At 70.5% G+C, this 26,156-nt stretch carries 18 protein-coding genes; 10 read left to right on the top strand and 8 right to left on the bottom strand.

Going from position 1 to position 26,156, the window contains the following annotated elements:
- Window positions 1–35: 35 nt before the first annotated feature.
- The 4 genes from ABZ794_RS01990 to ABZ794_RS01975 all read left to right on the top strand — a co-directional run bounded on the left by ABZ794_RS01990 (window position 36) and on the right by ABZ794_RS01975 (window position 4,192).
- Window positions 36–305, top strand: coding sequence for a phosphopantetheine-binding protein (locus tag ABZ794_RS01990; RefSeq protein ID WP_210780596.1), 270 nt, complete (start codon window positions 36–38; stop codon window positions 303–305).
- Window positions 306–312: 7 nt separating this feature from the next.
- Entirely contained in the window at window positions 313–1,185 is an 873-nt protein-coding gene (locus ABZ794_RS01985; protein ID WP_210780597.1) for a phytanoyl-CoA dioxygenase family protein, read from the top strand.
- Between the two features lie 142 nt (window positions 1,186–1,327).
- Window positions 1,328–2,818 (top strand): FAD-binding protein, encoded by a 1,491-nt coding sequence (locus ABZ794_RS01980; protein WP_210780598.1) that lies wholly within the window; start codon window positions 1,328–1,330, stop codon window positions 2,816–2,818.
- 27 nt (window positions 2,819–2,845) lie between these two features.
- Window positions 2,846–4,192: an FAD-dependent oxidoreductase gene (locus ABZ794_RS01975; protein WP_210780599.1), complete on the top strand. Its 1,347-nt coding sequence runs from the start codon at window positions 2,846–2,848 to the stop codon at window positions 4,190–4,192.
- Window positions 4,193–4,262: 70 nt separating this feature from the next.
- Here the strand turns inward: ABZ794_RS01975 and ABZ794_RS01970 are convergent, their stop codons facing one another.
- Window positions 4,263–5,894, bottom strand: a complete 1,632-nt coding sequence (locus tag ABZ794_RS01970) for an MFS transporter (RefSeq protein ID WP_210780600.1) — start codon at window positions 5,892–5,894, stop codon at window positions 4,263–4,265.
- A gap of 266 nt (window positions 5,895–6,160) precedes the next feature.
- On the opposite strand from ABZ794_RS01970, the gene ABZ794_RS01965 reads away from it, so the two are divergent.
- From ABZ794_RS01965 to ABZ794_RS01950, 4 genes are read left to right on the top strand one after another with little or no spacing between them, the layout of a single operon-like run.
- Window positions 6,161–7,522 (top strand): extracellular solute-binding protein, encoded by a 1,362-nt coding sequence (locus tag ABZ794_RS01965; protein WP_357513777.1) that lies wholly within the window; start codon window positions 6,161–6,163, stop codon window positions 7,520–7,522.
- 29 nt (window positions 7,523–7,551) lie between these two features.
- Window positions 7,552–8,928: a condensation domain-containing protein gene (locus tag ABZ794_RS01960; protein WP_357513775.1), complete on the top strand. Its 1,377-nt coding sequence runs from the start codon at window positions 7,552–7,554 to the stop codon at window positions 8,926–8,928.
- 14 nt (window positions 8,929–8,942) lie between these two features.
- Window positions 8,943–10,328, top strand: coding sequence for an FAD-binding monooxygenase (locus ABZ794_RS01955; protein WP_247668661.1), 1,386 nt, complete (start codon window positions 8,943–8,945; stop codon window positions 10,326–10,328).
- Between the two features lie 4 nt (window positions 10,329–10,332).
- A complete protein-coding gene (locus ABZ794_RS01950; protein WP_210780603.1) occupies window positions 10,333–11,493 on the top strand; it encodes an epoxide hydrolase family protein in 1,161 nt (386 codons plus the stop codon).
- Window positions 11,494–11,556: 63 nt separating this feature from the next.
- On the opposite strand, the gene ABZ794_RS01945 is transcribed toward ABZ794_RS01950, so the two are convergent.
- The 7 genes from ABZ794_RS01945 to ABZ794_RS01915 all read right to left on the bottom strand — a co-directional run bounded on the left by ABZ794_RS01945 (window position 11,557) and on the right by ABZ794_RS01915 (window position 23,328).
- On the bottom strand, window positions 11,557–11,913 hold the full coding sequence (locus ABZ794_RS01945; RefSeq protein WP_210780711.1) for a YciI family protein: 357 nt from the start codon (window positions 11,911–11,913) through the stop codon (window positions 11,557–11,559).
- 140 nt (window positions 11,914–12,053) lie between these two features.
- On the bottom strand, window positions 12,054–13,169 hold the full coding sequence (locus ABZ794_RS01940) for a serine hydrolase domain-containing protein (RefSeq protein ID WP_210780604.1): 1,116 nt from the start codon (window positions 13,167–13,169) through the stop codon (window positions 12,054–12,056).
- 178 nt (window positions 13,170–13,347) lie between these two features.
- Complete coding sequence (locus tag ABZ794_RS01935) at window positions 13,348–15,054, bottom strand: AMP-binding protein (RefSeq protein ID WP_210780605.1); 1,707 nt, start codon at window positions 15,052–15,054, stop codon at window positions 13,348–13,350.
- A 15-nt stretch (window positions 15,055–15,069) separates the two neighbouring features.
- On the bottom strand, window positions 15,070–16,050 hold the full coding sequence (locus tag ABZ794_RS01930; RefSeq protein WP_210780606.1) for a methyltransferase: 981 nt from the start codon (window positions 16,048–16,050) through the stop codon (window positions 15,070–15,072).
- A 54-nt stretch (window positions 16,051–16,104) separates the two neighbouring features.
- Window positions 16,105–19,923, bottom strand: a complete 3,819-nt coding sequence (locus tag ABZ794_RS01925; protein ID WP_238688446.1) for a type I polyketide synthase — start codon at window positions 19,921–19,923, stop codon at window positions 16,105–16,107.
- Between the two features lie 160 nt (window positions 19,924–20,083).
- Window positions 20,084–21,958 carry a hypothetical protein gene (locus ABZ794_RS01920; protein WP_210780608.1) on the bottom strand — a complete coding sequence of 625 codons (1,875 nt, stop codon included), beginning with the start codon at window positions 21,956–21,958 and terminating at the stop codon, window positions 20,084–20,086.
- Window positions 21,955–23,328: an acyltransferase gene (locus ABZ794_RS01915; RefSeq protein WP_210780609.1), complete on the bottom strand. Its 1,374-nt coding sequence runs from the start codon at window positions 23,326–23,328 to the stop codon at window positions 21,955–21,957. The genes ABZ794_RS01920 and ABZ794_RS01915 overlap by 4 nt, the downstream gene beginning before the upstream one ends.
- A 396-nt stretch (window positions 23,329–23,724) precedes the next feature.
- On the opposite strand from ABZ794_RS01915, the gene ABZ794_RS01910 reads away from it, so the two are divergent.
- Together ABZ794_RS01910 and ABZ794_RS01905 are read left to right on the top strand one after the other, a co-directional pair.
- Window positions 23,725–25,287, top strand: coding sequence for a class I SAM-dependent methyltransferase (locus tag ABZ794_RS01910; protein WP_210780610.1), 1,563 nt, complete (start codon window positions 23,725–23,727; stop codon window positions 25,285–25,287).
- 33 nt (window positions 25,288–25,320) lie between these two features.
- Complete coding sequence (locus ABZ794_RS01905; RefSeq protein ID WP_210780611.1) at window positions 25,321–26,151, top strand: class I SAM-dependent methyltransferase; 831 nt, start codon at window positions 25,321–25,323, stop codon at window positions 26,149–26,151.
- Window positions 26,152–26,156 lie beyond the last annotated feature (5 nt).

Raw genomic sequence — 26,156 nt, 5'->3', positions numbered from 1 at the left:
CGGCAACCATCAGCTCTTATCTCGGGAGGATTCCCATGCCGATCGACCCACCTGGCACGCTGACCGTCACCGATATCGAAAAGCAGGTCGAATCCATCTGGCGGGACGTTCTCAACGTACCCGCCGACCAGACCGACGGAACGTTCTTCGAGCTGAATGGGCAGTCCATCTCCGCCGTGCGGATCGTCGCCCGCGTACAGGAGGAGATCGGCGTCCAGATGGACCTTGGTGACCTCTTCGAAGACCCCGACCTGGCCACTTTCACGCGCGACATCGTCGCGAAGGCCGAAGCCCGAGGAAGGTAGTCCGACCATGGTGGAGTTCGTCCGGGTGACGTCCGATGCCCCCCTCGACGACGTGGTCACCGTGCTGGAGCGCGACGGCTGCATCATCATCGAGAACTTCGTCGACCAGACCACGCTCGACGGCCTCTGGGAAGACCTGGGCCCCCTGCTCGACGGCACGCGCTACAGCAAGAGCGGGTACGACGGTCACCTGACCCGACGGGTCTCGTCGCTGTTCCGGCGTACCAGCCACCTGACCCCGATCTTCCTGCACCCGCTGTATCTGGGCGCGGCGCGGCAGATCATGGAGAAGCCGGTGCACATGTGGGTCGGTCAGGCCCGCATCGAGATGACGCCCAACATCCAGATCAGCGCGACCCAGGCCATCCAGATCGACCCGGGGCAGGGCCGTCAGCCGCTGCACCGCGACGACTCGCTGCACCTGCGTCGACACCCGGGCCCGACGACGCGGGTGCAGTTGATGCTCGCGCTGAGCGAGTTCACCCAGGAGAACGGCGCCACCCTCGTGATCCCGGGCAGCCATCACTGGGACGACGAGCGTGCCCCGCGCTACAACGAGGCGATCCCGGCCGCGATGCCCGCCGGGTCGGCGCTGCTCTGGCTGGGCGGCGTCTACCACGGTGGCGGCGGCAACGTCTCCACCGAGTCGCGGACCAGCCTCACCGTCTCCTACGACCTCGGCAACCTGCGGCAGGAGGAGAACCAGTTCCTGGCGGTGCCGCGCGACGTCGTCCTCACGCTCCCCGAGGAGGTCCAGCGCCTGCTCGGCTACGACCGTTGCCCGCCTGGCGTGGGCTGGTACGAGATGGAGGACCCCCACATCCTGCTCACCGACCCGGACGCCGACCCGGCGGTGCTCGAGAGCCCCGCACGGACCTGAGCATGTCCGACGTGGTGGACGAAGCGGCCGCCCCGCCCGCTGTCGGTGGGGCGGCCGTCCTGTTCGCACGATCAGAGATGCGTCCACCGGCCGGCGGATGTGAGGGTCTGATGGTCGTCGCCCAGCGGAGGGACCCACCCACATGACCGACATCCTGCCCGACGACCCGCGCTACGCCGCACTCGTCGAGGGATACAACCACCGCTTCACCGGCCGCCCCGATTACGTCCGTCAGGTCCGCACCACCGCCGAGGTCGCCGCCGCCGTGCGGGAGGCCGTCGACTCGGGGCGGCGGGTGGCGGTGCGCAGCGGCGGCCACTGCTTCGAGGACTTCTTCGCCAATCCCGAGATCCAGATGCTGATCGACCTCGCGCCGATGAGCGCGGTGTCCTACGACGCGCACCGGCGGGCAATCATGGTCGAGGCCGGCATCACTCTCGGGGCGCTCTACCCGATCCTTTACGACACCTGGGGCGTCACGATCCCCGGCGGCACCTGCTTCGAGGTCGGCGTCGGCGGCCACATCACCGGCGGCGGCTACGGTCACCTGTCCCGCCGCGACGGACTGGTCGTCGACCACCTGTACGCGGTGGAGGTGGTCGTCGTCGACGAGTCGGGCACCGTCGACGTGGTGGTCGCCACCCGGGAGCCCGACGACCCGCACCACGAGCTGTGGTGGGCGACCGCGGGCGGCGGCGGCGGCAGCTTCGGCGTGGTCACCCGGTTCTGGCTGCGCAGCCCGGGAGTCGACTCCGACGACCCGTCGCGTCTGCTGCCCACGGCGCCCCGCCGGATCCGCCGCTGCGACGTGCTGTGGTCGTGGGACGGGATGACCGAGGACGCACTGACCCGACTGATCGCGAACTACTGCGGCTGGCTGGAGCGGCACAGCGCCGTCGACGCACCGGAGACCCAGCTGTGGAGCAACCTCATCGTCATGCACCGCTCGGCCGGCATCGTGGCGCTCACCGCTGTTATCGACGACGCGGTCGAGGGTGCCGCCCGGATGCTCGACGACCAGCTCGCGGCGATCGGGGACGGCACCGGGTTGACCCCCCGGTCCGTCGACCGGAACGTGGTCGACTGGATGGCGAGCTGGATGCCCTCATACAGCTGGCCCAGCGACCCGAAGGGGCGCTACAAGAACAAGGCCGGCTATCTACGCCGGGGCTACACCGACAAGCAACTGGCCACGATCTTCCGCTACCTGGCCGACCCGGAGTACGCCAACCCGGCTGCCGGCATCGTGCTCACCGCGTTCGGCGGACAGGTCAACGCGGTGCCGTCGGACGCCACCGCCGCGGCACAGCGGGACAGCGTGGTGAAGGCGTCGTACAGCGCGGGCGCCTGGCAGTCACCCGACGACGACGCCGTCAACACCGCCTGGGTCCGCGCGTTCTACCGGGACGTCTACGCCGAGAGCGGCGGCGTCCCGGTGTCCGGCGACGTCAGTGACGGCTCCTACATCAGCTACCCCGACGTCGACCTGGCCGATCCGGAGTGGAACACCTCCGGCGTGCCCTGGCACACCCTCTACTTCAAGGACAACTATCCCCGCCTCCAGCGGGTCAAGCGCCGCTACGACCCCCGGGACATCTTCCGGCACGGTCTGTCGGTGCGGCTGCCCGATTGAGCGGTCCACACCACCCAGGGAGCCACGATGGCAGGCGAGGTGTACTTCCCCCACGATCCGGCCTACGAGCACGCCACGACGGTGTTCAACCTGCACGGAGCACCCCGACCGGCCGCCGCGCGCACCGTGCGCACCCTTACCGAGCTGCGGGACGTGCTCACGTACGCCCGGACGACGTGCATGCCGGTGCGGGTGCACAGCACCGGCCACGGCGCCGCGGCGGCGCGGGAGATGAGCGGGTCGGTGCTGGTGCGTACCGAGATGGACGGTGCGGTGCAGATCGACCCGGCGCGCCGGACCGCGCTGATTCCCGCCGGCACCCGCTGGGGCGCCGTCGTCGACGCGGCGGCACCGTACCAACTGGCCGCGCCGCACGGCTCGTCGGCCGACGTCGGCGCGGTCGGCTACCTGCTGCGCGGCGGCGTCAGTGTCTACGGGCGGCTGGTCGGGCTCGCGGCCAACAGTGTGACGGCCGTCGACCTGGTCACCGCCGACGGTGAGCTGCACCGCGTCGACGCCGACCACGATCCGGAGCTGTTCTGGGCCCTGCGGGGCGGCGGCGGTGGGTTCGGGGTGGTGGTCGCGGTCGAGATACGGCTGTTCCCGGCCCGGCCGGTGGTCACCGGTTCGGCGTACTGGCCGGTGGTGCACGCGGCGGAGCTGCTGAGGCGGTGGACCCGCTGGGCCGCTACCGCGCCGTGGGAGGTCACCAGCGCGTTCCAGGTGCTCAACCTGCCCGACGTACCCATGGTGCCGGTCGAGCTGAGGAGCGGAACGATGATCGGGGTGGCGGCGACCGAGGTGCGAGCCGACGACGCGCCGAGCGGGCTGACCGAGCTGTTGGACGAGCTGCGCGCGGTGGCCGCCCCGGTGGTCGAGTCGTGGCTGCCGTGTACGCCGGCCGAGGTGGTCCGCGCTCAGCTCGGGCCGGACGAGCCGGTGCCGATCGTCGGCGACCATCTGCTGCTCGCGGACCTCGACGAGCGGGCGTCGGCCGCGTTCCTGGCGGCGACCGGCTCGGGATCGCCGCTGATCACGGCGGAGCTGCGCCAGCTCGGTGGGGCGTTGGCAGTGCCGGACCCTCGGGGTGGGGCGCTCGACCACTACGACGCCCGCTACTCGTATCTGGGCAACGCGATCCCCGACGGCCCCGAGGCCACCGCGACGATCGAGAAGCACTGCGCTGTCGTCCGGGCGGCGCTGGCGCCCTGGGACACCGGCCGCACCGCGCCCACGTTCGTGGAGAGCTGGCAGCAGCCGCAACGGCACCTCGACCCGGAGCAGATCGACCGGGCGGACCGCGTCCGCACCCGCGTCGATCCCACCGGCCTGTTCCGCCTCGACGCCAGCCCCGGTACGACGATGCTGCGCTAGGCGGCGGACGGACCAACGGCGGTCGCCCGGGGGGATGGGCGGCCGCCGTTGGCGTATCGGGGTGTCCGGCCTAGACGGCACCGGTGGTGGGCACGGTCTCCGACGACGACGCGGACGCGGGCGACGAGGCAGGCGCTGACGACGCCGTCGGGTCGGACCCGGGCGTCTGCGGGGCGGGCTTGTTCCGCAGCGTCACCGCCACCAGCACGATCAGGGCGATGACCAGCAACGCCTCGACGCCGGCCACCACGTTCGTCGCCGTGGTGAACGCCTCGCCGGCGACGTCGCGGAGGGCGGTGGCCAGGTTGCCCGGCAGCGAGTCGGCTGCGGCGGTCGCCGCGGCGACGTTCTCCCGGGACACGTCGGCAACCTCCGGGGGTACGTCGGTCAACGGCGCGTCGGCCATCCGGTCGCGGTAGACGGCGGCACCGACGCTGCCCAACAGCGCGAGGCCCAGCGTCGACCCGAACACGTTGCTGGTCTCGGAGAGCGAAGCGGCCGAGCCGGCCTTCTCCGGGGCTACGGAGCTGACCACCATGCCGGTGCCCTGGGTGAACAGCGGACCGGTGCCGAGCGCGACGAGCGCGACCGCGACGACGATCGCGATCAGCCACCCGGAGCTGCCGGCCTGGGTCAGCACCAGCATCGCCACCAGGGAGATGCCGAGCCCGATCATGATCGCGGTGGCCGGCTTGAGCGACTTCATCAGCATCGGCGTGGCCATGCTGCCGATCGCGATGCCCAGACCGGTGGGCGCCTGCCAGAGGCCGGACGCGCCAGGCGAAAGGCCCTCGACGCTCTGGATGTACTGCGTGCTCATCAGGCTGATGCCGGCGAGCGCGGCCGAGGCGAACATCATCGTGACGAGGGTGCCGCTGAAGGCGGCGTTCCGGAACATCGCGAGATCGATCAACGGGTGCTCCAGCCGGGACTGGCGGCGGATGAAGATCCAGCCGACCACCAGGCCGAGCAGGATCGCGCCGCCCGCGACGGCCGGGTTGTCCGAGTCACTCGCGGCGAACTCCTTGACGCCGTACACCACCGGCAGGATCGCACCGAGCGACAGCACCACGCTGAACAGGTCGAACTTGCCCGCGCTGGGGTCGCGGTACTCGGGCAGCAGCACGAACCCGGTGGCCAGCAGCACGATCATGAACGGGACACCGAGCAGGAACACCGAGCCCCACCAGAAGTGCTCGACCATCACGCCGCCGACGACCGGCCCGATCGCGGTGCCACCGAAGAGCGCGGAAGCCCAGATCGAGATCGCCACGCCCCGCTGCTTCTCGTTGCGGAACATGTTGGTGATCAGCGCCAGCGTCGACGGCGACAAGGTCGCGCCGGCGATGCCCAGCAGGGCCCGCGCGATGATCAGGGTGGTGCCGCTGTTGGCGTACGCGGCGAGCACCGAGGCCACCGTGAACGCGACCGCGCCGATCATGAGCAGTCGACGGCGCCCGACCCGGTCACCGAGGGTGCCCATGGTGAGCAGGAAGCCGGCCAGCAGGAAACCGTAGATGTCGATGATCCACAGCTGCTCCACGCTGGTGACGCCGAGGTCCGCGCTGAGATGCGGCAGCGCCAGGAACAGCGCTCCGATATCCATCGCCACCAGCATCGCCGGCAGTGCCAGCACCGCCAGCCCGATCCATTCCTTACGTCCCGCCAGGTCGTTCGCTGGCGCCGACGTGGAGTTATCCATCGTGTCGATCCCTTCTCGGCCTCATGAGCCTGCGACGGCGGTCTTCGACGCCCCGAGGCCCCTCTACCGCCATGTCGAAGCCGACGCGCGGTTTTCGACATGTCTTTCCGGCGTACCCACGTTCTGCCGCGAACGGGTGCTCGGGACGACTTCCGTCGTGCGCAGTCGCCGCCCGCCGCGCGGCGTAGCACTCGCGGAGATGACCGCTCCCCGCATCGGCGGGCAACCTTTGGGCGACCCCCATCGAGATGCCGGAGGACTGTTGCGTGAGGACGGACGCCGAGCCCATCAGCATCGACATCTGGCTGCCCAGCTACCCGGCCGTGCCCGACTACGTGGGCGGGATCCGGGCCCTGGCCGCGAGCTTCCACGACGCCCACCCCGGCTACCGGATCCGGGTTCGCGAGTCGAGCTACAAGACGTTGCCCGCCGATGTGGACGCCGCGGCCAGACGCGGTGCCGCCCCGGCCCTCGTGCAGTACTTCCACACCTCCACGCAACTGGCCCGGGACATGCGCGACGTCCACGGCGCACCGCTGTTCCGGCCGGTCGCGACGACGCTCGCCGACCGCACCACGGTGCTCGGCGAGCCGGTGGTCACCGACGACATCGTGGCCCCGGCACGGGGGTACTACTCGGCGGACGGCCTGCTGCTCGCGGCTCCCCCGCTGGTCTCGACCACCCTGCTGTACGCCAACACCACGTTGCTCGCGGCGGCGGGAGTGACCGCGCTGCCGACCACCTGGGCCGAGGTGACGGCCGCCTGCAAGGCGGTCAGCGCGCACACCGGCGGGCCGGCGATCACCTGGCCCAACCACGGCTGGATCTTCCAGCAGGCGGTCGCCCAGCAGGGTGGCCTGCTCGCCGACCACGCCAACGGCCGCGACGGTCGCGCCGAGAAGGTCGACCTCGCCGTGCCGGAGATGGTGGCCTTCGCGCAGTGGTGGCGCGGTCTGTACCGCGACGGTCACTACCACTACACCGGCGGGCAGGCGTACGGCGAGAACACCGGCCGGGCCTGGCAGGAGAACTTCGCCGCGTTCGCCGAGCAGCGGGTGGCGTTCGTCCTCAGCTCCTCGGTCGAGGCGGAGTGGCTGATCCAGGCCGGCCGCGACCACGGCTTCACCGTCGAGGTCGGCCGGATGCCGCACAACGGCGAGGTCCGCTACGCGGGCAACATCGTCGGCGGTGACGCGATCTGGCTGACCGACAGCGTGCAGCCGGCGGTCCGGGACGGCGCGCTCGCGTTCCTGCAACACCTGCTCAACCCGCGGGCCGTCGCCGAGCGGCACAAGGCGACCTGGTTCATCCCTGTCACCACGACGGCCATCGACCTGCTGGCCGGCGACGGCTGGTTCGACGAGCGGCCACATCAGAGGGTCGCCATCGAGCAGCTGCTGGCGACCGACGGCTCACCTGCCGCGCGGGGAGCCGTACTCGGCGAGTTTCCCCGCATCCAGGGCCTGATGACGCACGCGATGGAAGACATCCTGCTGCACGACGCGGACCCGTCGGGCCGCTTCGCCCGCGCGTCCGAGCAGGCCCAGCATCTGCTCGACGACTACAACGCCGACTGCCTCGGCCTGCGGGCGGGTGCGCCCGGGCCGCGTCAGTTCGTCGTGGACTGACTCCGCCCAACCCCCCGTGAGGAGCGCTCATGACCATCTCGCAGCAACCACCCCCGGCGACCGCTGATCTCCCGCTCTCCCTGCAGCAGGAGTTCCTCCTGCTGTTCGACACGGGCGAGACCACCGGCCCGTTCGGGCCGCACTACCTGATCGCCGACGGTTGGCGAGTGCACGGCCGGATAGATGTGGACGTTCTCGATCTGGCGCTGGCGGACGTGATCGGGCAGCACGAGGCCCTCCGGACGTCGGTACTGCGCGGCGGCGAGCACGGGCAGCGGGTGTTGCCGGTGACCTCGCCGAAGGTGGACGTCCGCGACCTGCCCGGGGTCGACCCCGCCGACCGCGAGCGCCGCGCCGAGGAGCTGATCAACGAGATCGAGGCCGGCACGCTCGACGTGCACGACCTGCCCCTGCTGCGGGCCACGCTGGGGCGCTTCGACGAGACGGACTCGGTGCTGGTCCTCACCACGCATCACTCGGCGGCCGACGCCTGGTCGATGCAGATCATCCTGCGTGACCTGGCTCGCTCGTACGCCCAGCGGGCCGCCGGGGAGACACCCACCGCGGGCACGGCCCCGCAGTACCGCGAGTACATCGCCGCCCAGCACGACGAGGCGGACGCTCCGCCGCTGGCGGCGGCCCGTGAGTACTGGCGGGACAAGCTGGCCGGCGGGCGGATCATGGTGACCGCGGCGGACCGGGAGTTGGCGGCCGACACCGTGCCGACCACCACCTGGCACCGCTTCGTCACCGACGCCGAACTCCGGTCGGCGACCACGGCCCTCGCGGCCGACACGCACACCTCACCGTTCATGGTGCTGTTGGCCGCCTTCTACGTGCTGGCGAGCCGCTGGACCGGCAGCACCGACCTGACCGTGCCGACGTTCACTCCCGGACGCGGGCACGGTCGGTTCCAGGAGACGGTCGGCTCGTTCTTCAACTTCGTTCCGCTACGGACCGACCTGTCCGACGCCACCACCTTCCGCGACGTGGTCACCCGGACCCGCGCCACCTGCCTCGGCGCGTACTCCCACGAGGTGCCGCTGCTGCACGTCCTGCAGGAGGCGCCCGAGCTGATGGCGTCGGTCGGGCCCGGCGTCGTGCCCTGCCTCTTCCAGGTCATCCAGCCGCCGTTCGTGATGGAACGCGAGCGGGTGGGCGACCTGGAGTACTCGGCGGTGTGGCGGCGGGTCATCTCCCAGCCGGTCGGTTCCGACATGCCCGACGGCATCCTCTGGTCGCTGCATCTCGGCCCGTCCGACGACATCGTCGGCGCGATCGGGTTCAGCGCCCACCTGTTCGATCAGAAGACGATCGACGACCTCGTCGACCGTTACCTGCACCTGCTGCGCGAGCTGCTGACCCGGCCGGACGCGGCACTGACCACGATCGGGGGAGAACGGTGACAACGGGCCGGAAGGTGGGCGACCGTGTGGTCGTGCTCGGCGCCAGCCTCGGGGCGCTCCTCGCGGCGAAGGAACTAGCCGAGTCGTTCGACGACGTGGTGCTCGTCGACCGCGACGAGGTCGTGGACAACCCGACGTACCGGCGGGGAGTCCCGCACGGTCGGCACGCGCACGGACTGGTCGCGAAGGGCCAGCAGATCTTCGAACGGCAGTTCCCCGGCCTGATGGCCGACCTGGTCAACGCCGGCGTCAAGCCCGGTGACTTCAACGGCGACATCCAGTGGATCTTCGGTGGGCAGCGGCTCAAGCCGTCGACCTCCGGGCTGCTCTCGGTGCCCGCCACCCGACCCGTGCTCGAGTACCACCTGCGCAAGCGGGTGCAGGCCATTCCCAACGTCCGGTTCCTGCAGCAGCGCGACGTCCTCGGGCTGGCGGTCACCGCGGACGGCGCGACAGTGACCGGCGCGCGGATCCAGGCGCAGACACCCGGCAGCACTCCCGAGGTGCTCGACGCCGACCTGGTCATCGACGCCACCGGCCGGGGCTCGCGCACGCCGGCCTGGTTGGCGGAGCTGGGGTACGCGCGGCCCACCGAAGACAAGGTGAAGATCGACCTCGCCTACACGACGCGGCACTACCAGGCACCGTACGACCCGTTCGGCAGCGATCTGGCGATCATCCCGGCGGCCACGCCGGCGCAGCCACGCGGCGCCTTCTTCTACCGCCTGCCCGGCGACGACAACCGGCTGGAGCTGTCGCTGACCGGCATTCTCGGCGACCATCCGCCCACCGATCCGGAGGGTTTCGCAGAGTTCGTCCGCTCGGTGCCGGTGCCCGAGATCGCCAAAGTGCTCGCCGACTGCGAGCCGCTCGACGACCCCGTGCAGTTCCGCTACCCGGCGAGCGTCCGACGCCGCTACGAGCACCTGACCCGGTTCCCGGATCGGTTCCTGGTGCTCGGCGACGCGGTGTGCAGCTTCAACCCGATCTACGCCCAGGGCATGACCGTGGCCGCTGTGGAGTCGGTGGTACTCGGCGGCCTTCTGCGCCAGGGCGCGATCCCGCACTGGCGGGAGTTCTTCCGTCGAATCGCCGCCGAGATCGACTCACCGTGGGACTTCTCGGCCAGCGCCGACCTCGGTTACGCGGGAGTTCAGGGTCGTCGCACCGCGAAGGTCCGCACGATCAACGCGTATGTCGCCCGGTACCAGCGGGCCGCAGTACACGACGCGGAACTGACCAACGGCTTCATCCGGGTGGCCGGGCTGATCGACCCGCCGACCAGCCTGCTCCGCCCCGACCGGATCGTCCGTGTGCTGCGCAAGGCCGGTCGGCCCGTACCGCCGCCGGCGCCGACCCTGGCGGCTGCCCCGGTCAGCCGGCCACAACCCGAGAGGTAGGACGATGCGCCCGTACCAGATCGACGTTCCACCGTCCGACATCGACGACCTGCGCCGACGGATCGCCGCGACCCGGTGGCCGGACGAGATCCCCGACGTGGGGTGGAGCCGTGGCGTGCCGGTCGGCTACCTGCGGGAGCTGGCCGAGTACTGGCACTCCGGTTACGACTGGGCCGCCACCCAGCGTCGGCTCAACGAGATACCGCAGTTCGTCACCGAGATCGACGGCGCCCAGGTGCACTTCCTGCATGTCCGCTCGCAGGTGCCGGGCGCCACGCCGCTGCTGCTCACGCACGGCTGGCCGAGCACCGGCTTCGAGTTCGTCGACATCATCGACGCGCTGGTCGACCCGGCCGCTCACGGTGGTGACGCGGCCGACGCGTTCCACGTCGTCGTCCCCACCATCCCGGGATACGGCTTCTCCGGGCCGACCCGGCAGGCCGGCTGGGACACCGAGCGCGTCGCCCGGGCGTGGACCAGGCTGATGGCGGACCTCGGCTACGACAGGTACGTGGCCCAGGGCGGCGACTGGGGCTCACCGATCTCGCTGCGCGTGGGTCTGGCCGACCCGGAGCACGTACGCGGGGTGCACCTCAACATGTGCGTGACGTTCCCACCGCCGGACTTCACCGAGTTCGCCGAACTCAGCCCCGCCGACCAGGCGAAACTGGGCTTCGCGCTGGATTTCCAGCAGGACGGCATGGGCTGGCAGAAGATCCAGTCGACGCGACCGCAGACGCTCTCCTACGGGCTCACCGACTCCCCGGTCGGGCAGCTCGCCTGGATCGTGGAGAAGTTCAAGGAGTGGTCCGCCGCCGACAAGGCACCGGAGGACGCGATCAGCCGCGAGCACATCCTCACCACGGTCACGATCTTCTGGTTGACGGCGACCGCGGGATCGAGCGCGCAGCTCTACTTCGAGTCGACGCACCGCGACGCCGACTTCGCGCGGACCTGGGGTGGCCCGTGGCCGCTGGCCATGCCGGTCGGCGTGGCGGCGTTCCCGGAGGACGCGGTACGACCGGTGCGGCGCTTCGCGGAGGGCATCCTGCCGACGCTCGCGCACTGGTCGGAGTACGACCGGGGCGGTCACTTCCCCGCCCTTGAGCAGCCGGCTCTCCTGGTCACCGACCTGCGGACGTTCGTCCGTGGGCTGCCCAACTGACCAGCGGCGTCGGCGAGGGCGCGGGCCGGGCCACAGCGGGGTGGCCCGGCCCGCAGTCCCACCTCACATCTCGGTTCCGCCGATGTCCATGATGGGCCGAACCTCCATGGCGCCGCCCTCACTGGCGTCCGGCCACCGGGCCGCGATGTCGATCGCGCGCTGCTCGCTGTCGGTCTCGACGATCAGGTAGCCGGCCAGGTGCTCCTTGGCCTCGACGAACGGGCCGTCGGTGGTCACCGGGACGCCGCCGGTGACGCGGACGACCTTCGACTGCGACACGTCGGCCAGGACCTCGCCGCCGATCAGCTCACCGGACTCGGACAGCTCCTTGGTGATGGCGTCGATCTCGGCGTAGACCTTCATGGTCTCGGCTTCGGACCGTCCCGTGACAGTTGCGGGGTTCGCGTGGATCAACAGCATGTACTTCACGGAAGAACTCCTTCGCAGAGGCTGTGCCGGATCGGCATCCTTCATAGTGCAGTCGGAGCCGCGCCGCCAAATGTGTCATCGATCCACGGTCTTTCCCACTTTTCCCGCGAGCGGGCCGGTGTCCGGAGGGCTCAGACGAACGCCTCGTCGGCGAGTTCGGTGACCCGCTGCACGATGTTCATCTCGATCGGGTTGAACCGGTTCTTGGTCACCGCGACGGTGACTCCGGTCGCCCGGTCGGCGAACGCGGCGCTGCCGCCGATGCCCACCATGCCGAAGACCGTCGGTCGGTCCGACGGGTCGGAGGTGCCCGGCCAGCCCAGGCAGTAGCCGAGCGCCCAGGTCGAGGTGCCGCCGGTCATCTCGTCGTCGAGGCCGGCGGTGGCCAGCGTGGTGGCCTCGCGCAGCCGTTCCGGGGAGATCAGCCGTACGCCGTCCACCTCACCGGTGAGTGCCGCGTACATCTTCGCGATCGCCCGGGCGCTCATCGTGCCGGCGAACGGCATGTCCGAGGTCAGCACGTCCACCCTGTTGCCGAAGTCCGCGTTCGGCACGATCGCCGGCGGAACGGCCTTGAACAGCGGAAAATCCGGTGGCATCGAGGCGAACGCGGCTTTGCCCCCCGGGTCGTCGGTCAGTCGGGCCACCCGGCCGAGCTGCTCCTGCGGCACCCCGAAGAACAACTCGTCGGCCATCCCGATGGGCCCGGCGACGCGTTCGGCGAGCACTGTCGAGATCGGTTTGCCGGTGGCCCGGCGGACGACCTCGCCGATCAGGTAGCCGAAGGTGGCGGCGTGGTAGCCGACCCGCTCGCCGGGCGCCCACCAGGGCTCCATGTCGGCGATGAGCTGACACATGCCGTTCCAGTCGGTGAGCTGCTCGATCGTGGTGTCCGCGGGGACCGCCGGCACACCGGCCGAGTGTGTCAGTACGTGCCGGATCCGCACCTCGCCCTTGCCGTGCGCGGCGAACTCCGGCCAGAGGTCGGCGACCCGGGTGTCGTAGTCGAACACACCGTCGTCCACCAGCGCGTGCGCCACGGTGGAGGCCGCCGCCTTACCCGTCGACGCCGAGTAGAAGAGGGTGTCGGGCCGAACAGGTTGGCCGGCAGCCGTGTCCGCGACCCCTGCCACCACGTTGACCACCAGGTCACCGTTGCGATAGACGGCGACCTGCACGCCGTCCTCGACACCGTCGTCCACCAGCCCGTCGACCAGCACCTGCACCTGCTTCTGAAGATCGCTCATCGTCTGCCTCCTACCCGGTCGTCATGGCACTCGAAGCGTGCCCCTCACCTGTAGGTCGGAGCCACTCCCGGCATTTTGCCATCAAAGCCACTTTCTACTCAGATCCGACTCTCCGGAAACACGACAACGAAGGCCGGCCGTACTGACGTACGGCCGGCCTTCGGGTGTTGCGGGGGTCTCAGGTGCGCGGGCCACCCAGGCGACGCACGATGTCCTCGCGGAGCCACTGCTTGGAGATCTTGCCGATCGGGGTACGCGGCAACGCGTCCACGAACTCGATCCGCTCCGGCCACTTGAACCGGGCCAGGCCGAACTCCTCCAGGTAGTGCCGGACGTCGTCGAGCGTCGGCAGCGGTCCGTCCGGGCGACACACCAGGTAGGCGCAGGCGCGCTCCCCCAGCCGCTCGTCCGGCATCGCCACCAACGCCGCGTCGACCACCAACTCGTGACCGAGCAGGATCCGCTCCACCTCCTCGGCGTTGACCTTCTCGCCGCCCCGGTTGATCAGGTCCTTGACCCGGCCCTCGATCGAGTAGGCGACCAGACCGTCCAGGTGGTGCGCGCGGACCAGATCGCCGCTGCGGTAGAACCCGTCGGGCGTGAACGCCGAGTCGGTGCCGACCGGCACGCCGAGATAGCCGGGCACTGTGTACGGACCGCGCGCGCACAGCTCACCGATTTCCCCCGGTGGCGTCGGCCGCAGCGTGCCGGGCTCCAGCACGACCACCTCGTCCAGCGGACTGATCGGCACGCCCACAGTTGAGGCGCGCAGGTGCGGCGACGCGTCGCGTGGCGTGAACAGGAACAACCCCTCGGTCATCCCGAACGCCTGGGTGACGTGCACCCCGCGCGCCTCGATCGCGTCGAACAGCTCCCGGGGCACCTTCGCCGCGGTCAGCACGCAACTGTGGACACTGGCGAAGGCGCCGTCGAACCGTGGATGCCGCAGGTACTCGTTCATCAGGCCCGGCGGGCTCATGAACCAGGTGGCCCGCTCGTCGTCCATCAGGGCCAGCAGATCATCGGCGACGGGTGTGGCGAGCAGCAGCGCGGCGCCCACCGAGTGCGCGGCGTGCAACGCGTTGGTGGCGCCGGCGTTGTGCACCAGGGGCAGGCCGAAACCGAGCCGATCCTGCGGGGTGAAACCCCACCAGCGGGCGGTGGCGACCGCGTTGTACCAGTATTCCGGGTGCAGCCGGGGGATCACCTTGGGTACGCCGGTGGTGCCACCGGAGAGCTGGAAGACGGCGGGCGCGTCGAGGTCGGTGTTCGCGTCGATCTGCGCCAGCCGGGCCGCCTGCGCGTCGGACAGTGGGCGGTCGACGAGATCCTCGATCCGTTCCTGACCGGACGCGCCGGGACGGCCCCCGATGGTGGCCAGCAGACGGATGCTCGGCACCAACCGGCGGATCTCGTCGGCGAACGCCACCAGGTCGAAGCCGCGCAGATCGGCCTGCACCAGGTGGGCCGAGGCGCGGGTCTGCCGCGCGATCTCCTCGATCTCGTGGCGCCGGTGGATCGCCAGCGTGCACACCGGGATCAGGCCGGCCTTGAGCAGGCCGTACCAGGTGGCCACCGCGAGAGCGCTGTTGGTGATCTGCAGGATCACCGACTCGCCCGGATGTAACCCGGCATCCAGCAGACCCGCGGCGATCACGTCGGAGTGCCGGTCGAGGTCGGCGTACGTCCACCGAACGCCCGGCGTGACGACCGCGACGCGGTCCGGGTGGGCGCGTACGGTCTCCCGCAGCGCCGCCGGAATCGTGCGTGGCTGCCACAGACCCTCGGCGCGATACCTGTCCGCGGCGGCAGCCGGGTACGGCACGGTGTCCCACCGCTGACGCGCGTCGGACGGCGGCAGTCTGTTGTCCTGCTCTGTGGTCATCGGTTCTCCTGAGCGCTACACGGGGACGGCGACGAGCAGACCGGTCGAGGCCGAGACCTCGCGTGTTTCGGCGAGCCGGAATCCGGCGCGGTCGAACACCGCCCCGAACTCGCGCTCGGTGCGCTCGCGCCCCGGATGCAGCGCGAGCATGATGATGTCGCGCAGCTTGCCGTCGTGCGGCTGGTCGTCCTCCGGGATGACGGCGTCGACGACGAACAAGCGGCCGTTCGGGTCGATCACCCGGCGCACGTTTGTCAACACGGTGACGACCTGCTCGTCGGTCCAGTCGTGCAGGATCATCGACAGGAGGTACGCGTCGGCGCCGCCGGGCACCGCGGTGAAGAAGTCCCCGCTCTCGACGGTCACCCGGTCGGCGACACCGGCCGCGTCGAGCACCGCGTCGGCGTGCGCGACCACCGCCGGCCGGTCCAGGAGCACCGCGGTCAGCGTCGGGTACGACCTCAGCAGAGTGGCCACCAGACTGCCGGTGCCACCGCCGACGTCACAGATCCGGCGCACACCGGAGAAGTCGTACGCGGCGACCGCCTGGGCGTGGAGTTGGCGGGAAAGATCACCCATCGCGTCGCGGAAGACCGCCGCCTGCTCGGGTCGCCGTTCGAGGTGGGCCCACCAGGACAGGCCGTAGATCTGTTCGAACGGTGGACGTTCGTCGCGCAGGCCGAGCGTGAGGGCCGTGAGGGCTGCCTGACGCTCGGGCAGCCCCCACAACCGGGCCCACGCGTCGAGCGAGCCCGGTGCGTCCGTGCGGAGGGTGTCGAGCAACGGCGTCGGACCGTAGACGCCCGGCGCAGGTTGCGCGACCACACCGACGCCGGCCAGCGCCCGCAGAATCCGGTGCAGGGCCTCCGGACGGGCGTCGACCTTCGCGGCCAGTGCCTCGACCGGCTGGGGCCCGTCGGCGAGCTGGTCGGCGATGCCCAGCTCGGCGACGGCGACCACCATCTGCGTGATCAGCGGCGCATGCAGGATCGCCATCATCCTGGTGTGCGGATCAGGCTCGGGCACGGTGGTCGTTCCCCTCTGTGGCTGCTACTTGACGTCGGCGGTCAGTTCGTCGGTCAGGTACTCGGCGACCGCCGCCACTGTCGGTCGGTTCCACAGCAGCGTCGACGGGACCGGCGTGCGGAACCGCCGCTCCAACCGCAGCTGGATAGCCACCGTCATCAGCGAGTCCGCGCCCAGCTCCGCCAGCGGCCGGTGCACGTCGAGGTCCTCCAACGGCAGGCGTACCTCACCGGCGGCCACCTCGCGGACCGCGGCGAGCACGAAGTCGCGCAACTCCGGACCGGACAGCGTCTGCCAGACCTGTTCCTCGGCGGTCTGCTCCTCCTCGGGACCGAGATCGATGAGCACCTCCTTGCGCACCGCCCCGAACCGGACGCCGGTGAACCGGGCGGCCAGGTCCCCGTCGAGGGTCCGCACCTCGACGTCGACCTCCACCTCGTCGTCGGACCCGGCGATCAGCCGTACCGCGATCAACGCCTTCGGGGGCGGCGGCAACACCAGCGTGGCCTCGGTCAGCCAGCCCGGCATCCGCAACAGCGGGTCGCCGGGGAAGATGACCGGCGCCACCGAGAGCGCGGCATCGGTGAGCGAGGCCCAGGTCCGCTCTGACTGACCGCCGGTGGGGTCCGCGACGACCGTCGCCAGCATCCCGGACGGGTGTCGGCGTACGGCTTCGACCTCCCACGGCCAGCCGATACCGACCACCCCGATCGCGGCGAGCCGGTCCCAGACACAGGAGGGGTCCAGCGTCTCCGGGTGAGCGGCGCGCAGCGTCTCCGGGTCGACCCGCTCGGCCGTCGGCGCCGCGTCGGCGATCTCGGCGCTGGCGTGGGTGAGCCAGGACTTGTCGTCCTGCTGAGTGGTGAGCCGGGAACTGAGCCGCACGGTGCCGTCCTGCCGGACGACCTGGATCTCGTGGGGCACCATCACGCCGATCGGCACCCGCAGCGCGACGTCGCGCAGCGGCGCGTTCTCGGCCGCCTGGAACAGTGTGTTGAGTGTCGCCGCCGCAGGGATCACCTCGGTGCCCAGCACCGCGTGCCCGCCGGGGTACGGCCGGTTCGTGTCGTCGAGGAACGTCCGCCACATCAGCACGGGCGTGGTGCCCTGCACGGCGGTACGGGCCCCGAGCAGGGTGTGGGTCTCGACGTCGTGCTCGAGGTTGGCCGCCGCGGGCCGGGCGCTGTCGATCCAGTATCGACGGTGCTGCCACTCGTTGGTCGGGGCGTCGACGAGGTCACCACCGGGTTGCAGGCTCGCCCAGTCAACCGGCACGCCCGCGCAGTGCAGGGTGCCGAGGTTCTCCAGCAGGGTCGGTCGCTGCGGGCGTTCCCGGCGCAGGCTGTGCGCGATGACGCCGTCCTCGACGCCGACCACGGCGAGGATGTCGATGACGGAGTGCTGCACGATCGGGTGTGCGGAGATCTCCAGGAAGACGCGGTGCCCGTCGTCGACCGCGGCGCGGATCGCCTGCTCGAAGCGCACCGGGTTGCGTAGGTTGGTCACCCAGTAGTCGGCCGACCGCTCCGCCGTGGAGCGCACCTCGGTCAGGGCGGTGGTGTACACCGGCACGGTGGCCGGCCGGCTGACCAGGTCGGCGAGGTCGGCTCGCAGGTCGTCGACCAACCCGTCCATCTGCGGGCTGTGGAAGGCGACGTCGGAGTTGACCCGCCGGACGACCAGGTTCTCGCTCCGCCAGCGGTCGGCGATCTCCTCGACAAGTGCGGACGGGCCACTGATCACGGTCGACGTGGGGGACGCCGCGACCGCCGCCGCGACCCCGGGGACGTCGGCCAGCCGGGCCGTGACCTTGTCGAACGGCAGGTTGACCATCGCCATGCCGCCCTGGCCGGCGACCCGACGCAGCAGCCGGGACCGGCGACAGACCAGGTGTGCCGCCTGCGGAAGGTCGAGCATGCCGGCCGCGACCGCGGCCGCGATCTCGCCGATCGAGTGCCCGACGATCGCCGCCGGACGCAGGCCGTAGCTCTGCCAGATCCGCGTGAGACCTACCTGGATCGCGAAGGTCATCGCCTGCACCCGGCCGACCTCGGTGAAGTCGTCCTCCAGCAGGGCTTCGTGGGGATCGAAGCCCAGCTCGGCGCGGAACACCGGCCCCAGCTCAGCCATCGTCTCGGCCATCGCCGGCTCACTGTCGAGCAGTTCCCGGCCCATCCCGACCCATTGCGCCCCGTGCCCGGAGAACACCCAGACCGCGTCGGCGGCGGCGCCGCGCGCGACCGTACCGGTGGCCACGCCCGCGGCGGCCGTGCCCGTGGCGAGCTTGCGGAGTCGGTTGACGAGTTCGGCGCGGTCCGCGGCGACGACCGCGGCGCGGGCGTTGAGCGGCTGCCGGCGGTGGGCCAGCGTGTGACCGATGTCGGCGAGGTCCGCGTCGGAACGCTCCACCCAGTCGGCCAGCGCGCCCGCGTTCGCGGCGACGCCGGCGAGGGTCGCGCTGGAGAGCGGATAGACCCGCTCGCTCTCGTCGACACTCGTCGGGACGCTCGGCTGCGCAACGGCGCTCGGCTCCTGCGGAGCCTCCTCGAGGATGACGTGGGCGATCGTGCCGCCGTAGCCGTAGTTGCCGGTGCCGGACCGCCGGGGGCCGTCGTTGTCCGGCCACGGCGTCAGCCTGTCGACCACTGACAGGCCGGAGGTCTCCCAGGGAATCTCGGTGTTCGGCACTGTGGCGGACAGCGTGGCCGGGATCGCGCCGTGCTGCATCGACAGCACCATCTTGATCAGTCCGGCGACACCGGAGGCGGCCTCCAGGTGCCCGATGTTGGTCTTGACCGAGCCGACCAGCAGCGGAGCCTCCGGTGAACGGTCGGCCCCGGCAACCGCGGACAGGGCGCCGATCTCCACGAGATCACCCAGCCCGGTGCCCGTGCCGTGCGCCTCCACGTAGTCAAGCGAGGCGGGCGACACACCGGCAGCCCGGCAGGCCCGGCGCACCAACTCCTCCTGCGCTTCCTGACTCGGCGCCATGATGCCGTTCGTGCGCCCGTCCTGGCAGACCGCGCTGCCTCGGATCAACGCGTGGATCCGGTCCCCGTCGCGCCGCGCCTGCGACAGCCGCTTCAGGGCGAGGACCCCGCAGCCCTCGCCTCGGCCGTAGCCGTCGGCGGACGCGTCGAACGCCTTGGACCGGCCGTCCGGCGCGAGCGCGCCGGCAGCCTCGAGCACCAGCAGGTACGCCGGACTGGCCACCAACATCACGCCGCCGGCCAACGCCAGGTCCGTCTCGCCGAGCCGGAGCGCCTGGCATGCCTGGTGAATGGCGACCAGCGAGGCTGAGCAGGCCGTGTCGACAGCGACGCTCGGGCCGCGCAGGTCCAGCACGTACGACAGCCGGTTCGCCACACCGCACATGGACGAGCCGATGCCCATCCACGCCTCCAGCCGGGGTAGGTCCTCCAGCATGCGGCGGCCGTAGTCATCGGTGCAGACACCCATGAACACGGAGGTGTCACTGCCGGCGAGCGACTGCGGCAGGATGCCGGCGTGCTCCAGCGCCTCCCAGGCCACCTCCAGGGTGATGCGCTGCTGCGGGTCGATCAGCTCGGACTCGCGCGGGGAAACCCCGAAGAACTCGGCGTCGAAGCCCGCCACGTCGTCGAGGTAGCTGCCGTACTTCAGGGCCCGCCGGGTCGCCGCGGCGTGCGCCGGGCTGATCGCTGCGTAGCCGTCCCACCGTTCCTGCGGCGCCTCGCGCAACGCATTGCGCTCGGCGACGAGGAAATCCCAGTACGTCTGCGGAGAGTTGATGCCGCCGGGAAAACGCAGACCCATCCCGACGATCGCAATCGGTTCATTGCGGTCGATGTCGACGGAACTCATACCCACCACTCACCCCTTTCGGGTCCGACCGAATCGGGTGGTCCCGGGAATCGACCGGATGAGGAGATTCCCGGGACCGCACTTCATCGTCACAGCCGATGGGAGACGCGCCATCTTCGAGAGTGCGGGCTGCACTCCGAAGGTGCGGTTTTTCGGCCCTTTACTTCAGGAGGTACGCGTGGATAATCGTGAGTTCCGTCTTGTTGCCGAGGCTGTCGGTGGCGCTGGCCCGCAGCGACACGAATCCGGTCGTCGCCGGATGCGTGACCGTCGCGGTGAAGCCGGCGGCGGTCTTCACCACGGGCGCCGACTGCCAGGTCGCGCCATCGTCGTACGACGCGTCGAGTGTCACGTTGCCCCACTCACCGAGGACAGCACCCTGCTGCGCCTGCAGGTACAACGGGATCTTGAACCGCTGACCGGCTGCCGCCCGGTTCTGCTGATCGAGCGCGGGCGCGAAACGCAGCGCCGCCATGGGTAGCGCCGCCTCGTTGGCCGGGCCGCCCGCGACGTGCCCGGACCGGAACGTCCAGGCGCCCCGCACCTCGGTCGAGAACGGCGAGGTGTCCCGGGTGGACCGGGTCTCCAGGCGGTAGGTGGCGGTCCCCGGTGGCACCGTGAAGATTCCGAACTCGGAGTCCTGGGAAATCAGCGGCTGCCCGTTGCGGAACATCCGCATTTCCTCGGCCAGGGTGCCAGAAAATCCGAAGTGGTCGGGATTCTGGTCGGAAAAGTGCGGAATTTCGAAGTTCATCTGGTCGCCGAAACGGCCACACCACACCACGGGCAGCACCGGGCTGGTGGCGAAGGCCGGCCCGAATGGCCCGACGTTCCACTTCTCGGTACGGGTGCTGCCGGCGATGCCGGCTTGTCGGGGCAGGTCGGCGATCTGCCAATTGAGGTTGTTGTCCGCATCCAGTTCGTACACGTCCTCGAAGAACGCCGCGCCGGGTGAGGTGAATTCGGTGATGGTCGCCGGTGGCTGCACGTACGCCGAATAGAGCTTGCGGTTGACAGCGCCGGGCACCTGCGCGGCGATGACGTTTCGCACCTTGGCCAGATCGGCGTCGTGGAACACGCGGTGCAGGTTCGCCGGTACCGTGCCGTCCTCGCTCCACTGCAGGTGGTACTGGTACGGCGAGCCGAGGAAACCACCGTTACCGTCCGGTTTGCCCAGGTGCGCGGCGACGGTGAAGGTGAACTGGCCGGCGGCGGCCGTCCGTGACGGGCGGACGCGGATCTCATCCTGTGGGCCGTGCACAGTGGAGCCGGCCGCCGCGGCGCCGGTCTGGCGGCTGGGCATCACGTCGAGGATGCCGGTGGCGCCGCGCCGGTCCAGGCCGAACGTGAGCGGTTTCGCGTCGCGGGCGTCGAAGGTCAGCGCCAGGTCTCCGGTCGCCGCGATGTCCGGCTCCACGAAGAAGTCGAACGGCACCACGTCGGTGGTGCTGGCACCGCTGACGCCCGCCTCCAGGTAGTAGTGGCCGGCGGGAACGGTCACGGTGGTGGTACCGGACTCGTGGTAGCCGCTGTATTCCTGCCGCGAAACCGTGTCGAAGAGGCTGACGAAGTAGTCGGCCGTCGGGATGCCCCGCCGGTCCAGGAAGGTGAACGTGAGCGTGACACCATCCGTGGCGACCGCCTGGCGCTTCACGGCGCGGCGCGGCAGATCGGCGGCGCGGGCGTCGGAGACCCCGGACCGGGCCAGCGCCGACACGGCGAAGAGTCGCTCGTCGAGCCGCCCCGACGCGACCCGCGCGAGCTGGTCGGCGGGCACGACGTACAACTCGCCGTCCTGCCGGTACTGCCGGAACGGGGTGCCCACGCGCCCGGGCGCCGGGGTGATGGCGACGACGCGCTCCCGGTCGAGCGCCACCTTGTCGCCGGTCACCAACGTGACAGTGCCGGTGCGTGCGGGCGAGGGCGCCGGGGTCGACCGCGCGGGCGCGGCCCGCCCAGGCCCCGGTACGCCGAGGGCCAGGACGGTGCACAGGGCGACACCGCCCGCACCGAGCCGTGAGATCAGTCGGTTCATCGTTTGGTGCTCCTTTGCGTCGCGCTGACGTCCTGCGGCTCGGCCCGGTCGGCGGAACGGGCGTCGTCGGCGGGCGCCGTGGCGTACCCCAGTTCCAGTGCGGAGATCGGAGCGTTGAAGACGTGCCGCAGGCGCAGGGCCGGACGCTCGACCACGTAGTAGCTGACCAGCGTGAAGAGCGCCGTGCCGACGATCACGTAGAGGACGAAGCCGACCAGCTCGCCGAAGGGCAGCGTGGGTCGGGCGTCGTTGAGCCCGAGCGGTTGGTTGCCGAAGATCGTCCCGTACTGGAAGTAGTAGTACATGACCGGGACGTTCCACAGGTAGACGCCGTACGAGAGGCGGCCGATGTAGCGGATCGGCGGGTTGGTGAGCACGGCGTCCATGAACCGTGAGCGCACCTCGGGCACTGTCAGTGGGACGACCGCGAGCAGGCCGAAGGCGAAGAACAGGACGTACTCCACCAGGTGCTGAGCCATCGCGGGCCAGGTGCCGACCACGACCTGCGGGGCGAACGGCTTGGGGATGTAGAGCAGCAGTGCCGCGAGAGCGCCCAGCCACCACAGCATCGGGTGCTTGGCGACCGCGCGGTGCAGGGTCGGCACCACGCCTGTCACGTCCCGGTACGCGGAGAGCGTCGCGAGTGCCATGCCGGCGGCGAAGAACCCGGCGTAGCCCAGCGGCCAGAAGACGAAGTAGTAGGTGTGCTCGGCCTGCGACGGCAGGTAGCAGAAGACCGTCCAGGCGGTGCCGATCACGGTCATGAGCACGAACGGCACGATGATGCGGCGGGCCCGCGCGGCCGGGTCGGCGCCCCGGCGGGCGCTTCGGTTGATCAGCCAGGCCAGGATCGGCAGGGCAAGGTAGTACGACATCTCGACCGGCACGGTCCAGGTGTGCTCCATGCCCGGCCACCACTGTGCCATCTCCGGCGTGAACCAGTAGTGCAGCAGGATGAACGGCTTGATGACCTCCCACGCGCCGTCGACGGCGGAGAGGTTGAGGGTGAACATGACCACGAGCGTGAGCAGGTAGAAGGCGGGCAGCAGGCGCAGCGCCCGGCCCACGATGAACGGGCCGGCCGCGGGGCGGGGGGTGCCCGCGATGATGGCGCGCGCGAACGGCCGGTAGAGCAGCAGGCCGGACAGGACGAAGAACGGCGGAAGGAAGATCCGGAACGCCGGCACGAGGCTTCCCAGGATGGGAACACCCTCGTGGCCGGGCAACTCGCTGATGCCGGACTGGTAGCCGATGTGGTAGATCACCACGAAGATCGCGCAGATGCCGCGGAGGCCGTCGTATCGCGCGTACCGCCGCTTGTGCTGTGTGCCGATTTCGGCGTCGGAGTGCGTCGCCTCGGTCGCTGTCATTACACGCTCCCCTCACGATTGCCTGACAAACGCCCTACGTGTTGCGTGGGCCATCCGCGGCGCAGCCGAAGATCGCCCACCGGCCCGCCCCCCCTGACCGGACGGTGGGTGGAGATGATCGAACGCCTCCATGCCCGGACGCCGCCGGGCATGAGGTCGTGAGTCGTTCGAGAGCGGAAAGTTCAGGCAGTTATTTTTCAGGCGATCATCCGCGGCTGCATCTTCCAGATTGCTGGATTCCCAGCAACCTGTCCGAAGTGGACGACGGATCGCCGCTGGGCGTGTGCAGCGCAACGTCAGAGGTGCTTCGGCCCCGCGCCGGGTGGCAACCTGTCGGGCAGCCGGCGCGTACGCGCCTTGCCGCTGACCTGGACACGGCCGAGACGGGACGGGCACATGACCGAAACCGCGGAAATCACCTTCAACGAGCTGCTCGGCTCGTACCGAGACGCAGCTCCCCACCGGATCGACGACGCCTTCCACGACCTGGTCGACGCACTCTGGACCGACGGCGCGGCCCGGCCCGCGGCGGTGTCGGCCGTACCGGAACTGATCGGCGCACTGGACAGCGTCGACGCCGACCGGCGGGGCTACCTGCTGGTGCTGCTCGGGCTGCTCGCCGAGGCTGAGCACCCGGCGACGGACGGGCCGGTGACGACGGCGGTGCGCGAGGGCATCGACGGCTACCTCGACGCGGCCCGCGGCGCCACCGAGCCCGACGCGCCGCTCACCCTCGCGCTGCTCTACCTCCTGGCGCACTTTCCCACCGACCGGGCGCGGATCCTCGACGCAACCCGGCACCTCGGGCTAGACGCCCCCGACCGCACCCGGCTGGAGCGCGCCCTCGACACGCTCGACGAGGCTGACCCGAACATCGGGCGGGCCTGGCCGTCGCCGGCCGAGTGGAACATCAGCGAGGCGGAGCGCGAGTTCGACAGGCGGTGGATCCGCGCCCTGACCCCCACCCAGATCCGGACGACCTGGGACGGCGACACCCGCTCGGTGCTGGCCACGATGGGGGCCAAGGCGCTGTGGGCGCAGGGCAACGGAAAGCCCGCAGCGGCCGTCGACCCGAGCCCGCACAACCTGGTCGTGGACACCAACCCCCGCGACCTCGACCCGGCCGCCTTCGAACGGCACCGCGAGGTGCTGAAATGCCCGGCCTGCCGGGGGTCGCTGACCTTCGACACCACTGTCGCGCGGTGCGGGCAGTGCGACGCCGCCTACGGGATAACCCACGGCGTGCTCGACCTGTCCCAGCGGCTGCGCCCCGGCGCCGGCAAGAGCGACTCCAGTGACGACGCCGAGGCCGACGTGCTGCAGAACGCGGCGGTGCTCGCCGGCATCGGCTTTCACTACGAGCAGGGCATGCGTCCGAACTTCCTGCGCATCATGGGCCGCAACTGGTCCGGGGAGGTCACGCCGACCGACGAGGACGAGTACATCGCCGCCCACCTCTGGCATCGGGGCGGCACCGTGCTCGACCTGGCCGCCGCCGCGGGCCGCTGGACCGCCGTCGTCTGCGAGGCGGTCGGCAGCGAGCGGGTCCTCGCACTGGACCTGAACGAGGCGATGCTCTACGACCTGCGCAGCAGGTTGACCGAGGTGCCGGCCGTCCGCGGCGACGCGCTCGACCTGCCGTTCCCCGACGCCAGTCTCGACGCTGTCAACTTCTGGAACGCGTTGCAGGCGGTGCCCGACGCCGGTCGGGCGATCGCCGAGATCGGCCGCTGCCTGCGCCCCGGCGGCACCCTCACGCTCATGACGTTCCGCTGGGACGACTCACCGGTTTACCGCTACTACCAGCGGTCGCACCACTTCCCCGCCCGCCCGGACGGGTTCGTGCTCTTCGAGATCGACGAGATCAAGCAGTGGCTCGACGACGCCGGCCTGACCATCATCGCCGAGTCGTACCCGGGCACGTTCGTCTTCGTCACCGCCGAACGCCGCCCGTCCTGACGGTCGGCGGCCGACATGGAAAGTGGGAGAGGGATGGAGAACACCACAACCGCGCCGATCGACATCGCGACGATGTACGACGAGTCGACGCCGATGTCCAACGCGTTCAACGACGGGCAGGTTCATCTCGCGTACTGGTACGACGCGGTGGACGAGGCGTCCATGCGGGAGGCGTCACAGCGGATCACCCGCCGGGTCGGCGAATCCCTCGGCCTGCGTCCCGGCCAACGGGTCCTCGACATCGGCTGTGGCCTGGGCACGCCCGCGCTCGAATTGGCGAGCGACTACGGCGTCACAGTGGTCGGCATCAACATCAGCACGGTGCAGGTCGAGGAGGCGACCAAGCGCGCCGTCGCGGCGAACCTCGGTGACTCGGTCACCTTCCAGCACGGCGACTGGAACACGCTCGACTTCCCCGACGCGTCGTTCGACGCGATCGTCGCGATGGAAACCCTGCTGTACGCCACCGACCTGGACCGGGTGCTACGCGGTCTGTTTCGCGTCCTGCGGCCCGGGGGCCGGCTGACGCTGACCGAGACGACCCGTGAGAGCAGCATGGGGATCGAGGAGGCGGCCGAGTTCGCGGCGACGTTCAACGCGCAGTTCCTCAAGTCGACAGCGGAGTGGGTCGAAGCGTTGACCGTCGCCGGGTTCGAGTTCCACGAGTACCTGCAGTGCGGGCCGCGGGTCTTCGGCAAGGGACCGAAGTACGTGGCCGAGGCGGAGAGCCAGCGCACCCACCTCACCGAGAAGTTCGGCGCCGAGGCGGTCGACGAGCTGGGCAAGGCGCTCGGTTACTACTTCGAGGCCGGGGCGGGCAAGGTCGGCTACGCCGTCATCACCGCCGGACGGCCACTCGGATGAGGAGG

Source organism: Micromonospora sp. NPDC047187 (assembly GCF_040643355.1).
Taxonomy (GTDB): Bacteria; Actinomycetota; Actinomycetes; order Mycobacteriales; family Micromonosporaceae; genus Micromonospora; species Micromonospora salmantinae.
This window is presented reverse-complemented; position numbering and strand designations above follow the sequence as displayed.

Coding starts and splice junctions, on each gene's coding strand:
- ABZ794_RS01960 (WP_357513775.1), top strand. CDS start 7,552: ATGACCATCTCGCAGCAACCACCCCCGGCGACCGCTGATCTCCCGCTC.
- ABZ794_RS01910 (WP_210780610.1), top strand. CDS start 23,725: ATGACCGAAACCGCGGAAATCACCTTCAACGAGCTGCTCGGCTCGTAC.
- ABZ794_RS01905 (WP_210780611.1), top strand. CDS start 25,321: ATGGAGAACACCACAACCGCGCCGATCGACATCGCGACGATGTACGAC.
- ABZ794_RS01920 (WP_210780608.1), bottom strand. CDS start 21,958: ATGAACCGACTGATCTCACGGCTCGGTGCGGGCGGTGTCGCCCTGTGC.
- ABZ794_RS01925 (WP_238688446.1), bottom strand. CDS start 19,923: ATGAGTTCCGTCGACATCGACCGCAATGAACCGATTGCGATCGTCGGG.
- ABZ794_RS01945 (WP_210780711.1), bottom strand. CDS start 11,913: ATGCTGTTGATCCACGCGAACCCCGCAACTGTCACGGGACGGTCCGAA.
- ABZ794_RS01930 (WP_210780606.1), bottom strand. CDS start 16,050: ATGGCGATCCTGCATGCGCCGCTGATCACGCAGATGGTGGTCGCCGTC.
- ABZ794_RS01990 (WP_210780596.1), top strand. CDS start 36: ATGCCGATCGACCCACCTGGCACGCTGACCGTCACCGATATCGAAAAG.
- ABZ794_RS01915 (WP_210780609.1), bottom strand. CDS start 23,328: ATGACAGCGACCGAGGCGACGCACTCCGACGCCGAAATCGGCACACAG.
- ABZ794_RS01975 (WP_210780599.1), top strand. CDS start 2,846: ATGGCAGGCGAGGTGTACTTCCCCCACGATCCGGCCTACGAGCACGCC.
- ABZ794_RS01970 (WP_210780600.1), bottom strand. CDS start 5,894: ATGGATAACTCCACGTCGGCGCCAGCGAACGACCTGGCGGGACGTAAG.
- ABZ794_RS01980 (WP_210780598.1), top strand. CDS start 1,328: ATGACCGACATCCTGCCCGACGACCCGCGCTACGCCGCACTCGTCGAG.
- ABZ794_RS01940 (WP_210780604.1), bottom strand. CDS start 13,169: ATGAGCGATCTTCAGAAGCAGGTGCAGGTGCTGGTCGACGGGCTGGTG.
- ABZ794_RS01950 (WP_210780603.1), top strand. CDS start 10,333: ATGCGCCCGTACCAGATCGACGTTCCACCGTCCGACATCGACGACCTG.
- ABZ794_RS01935 (WP_210780605.1), bottom strand. CDS start 15,054: ATGACCACAGAGCAGGACAACAGACTGCCGCCGTCCGACGCGCGTCAG.
- ABZ794_RS01985 (WP_210780597.1), top strand. CDS start 313: ATGGTGGAGTTCGTCCGGGTGACGTCCGATGCCCCCCTCGACGACGTG.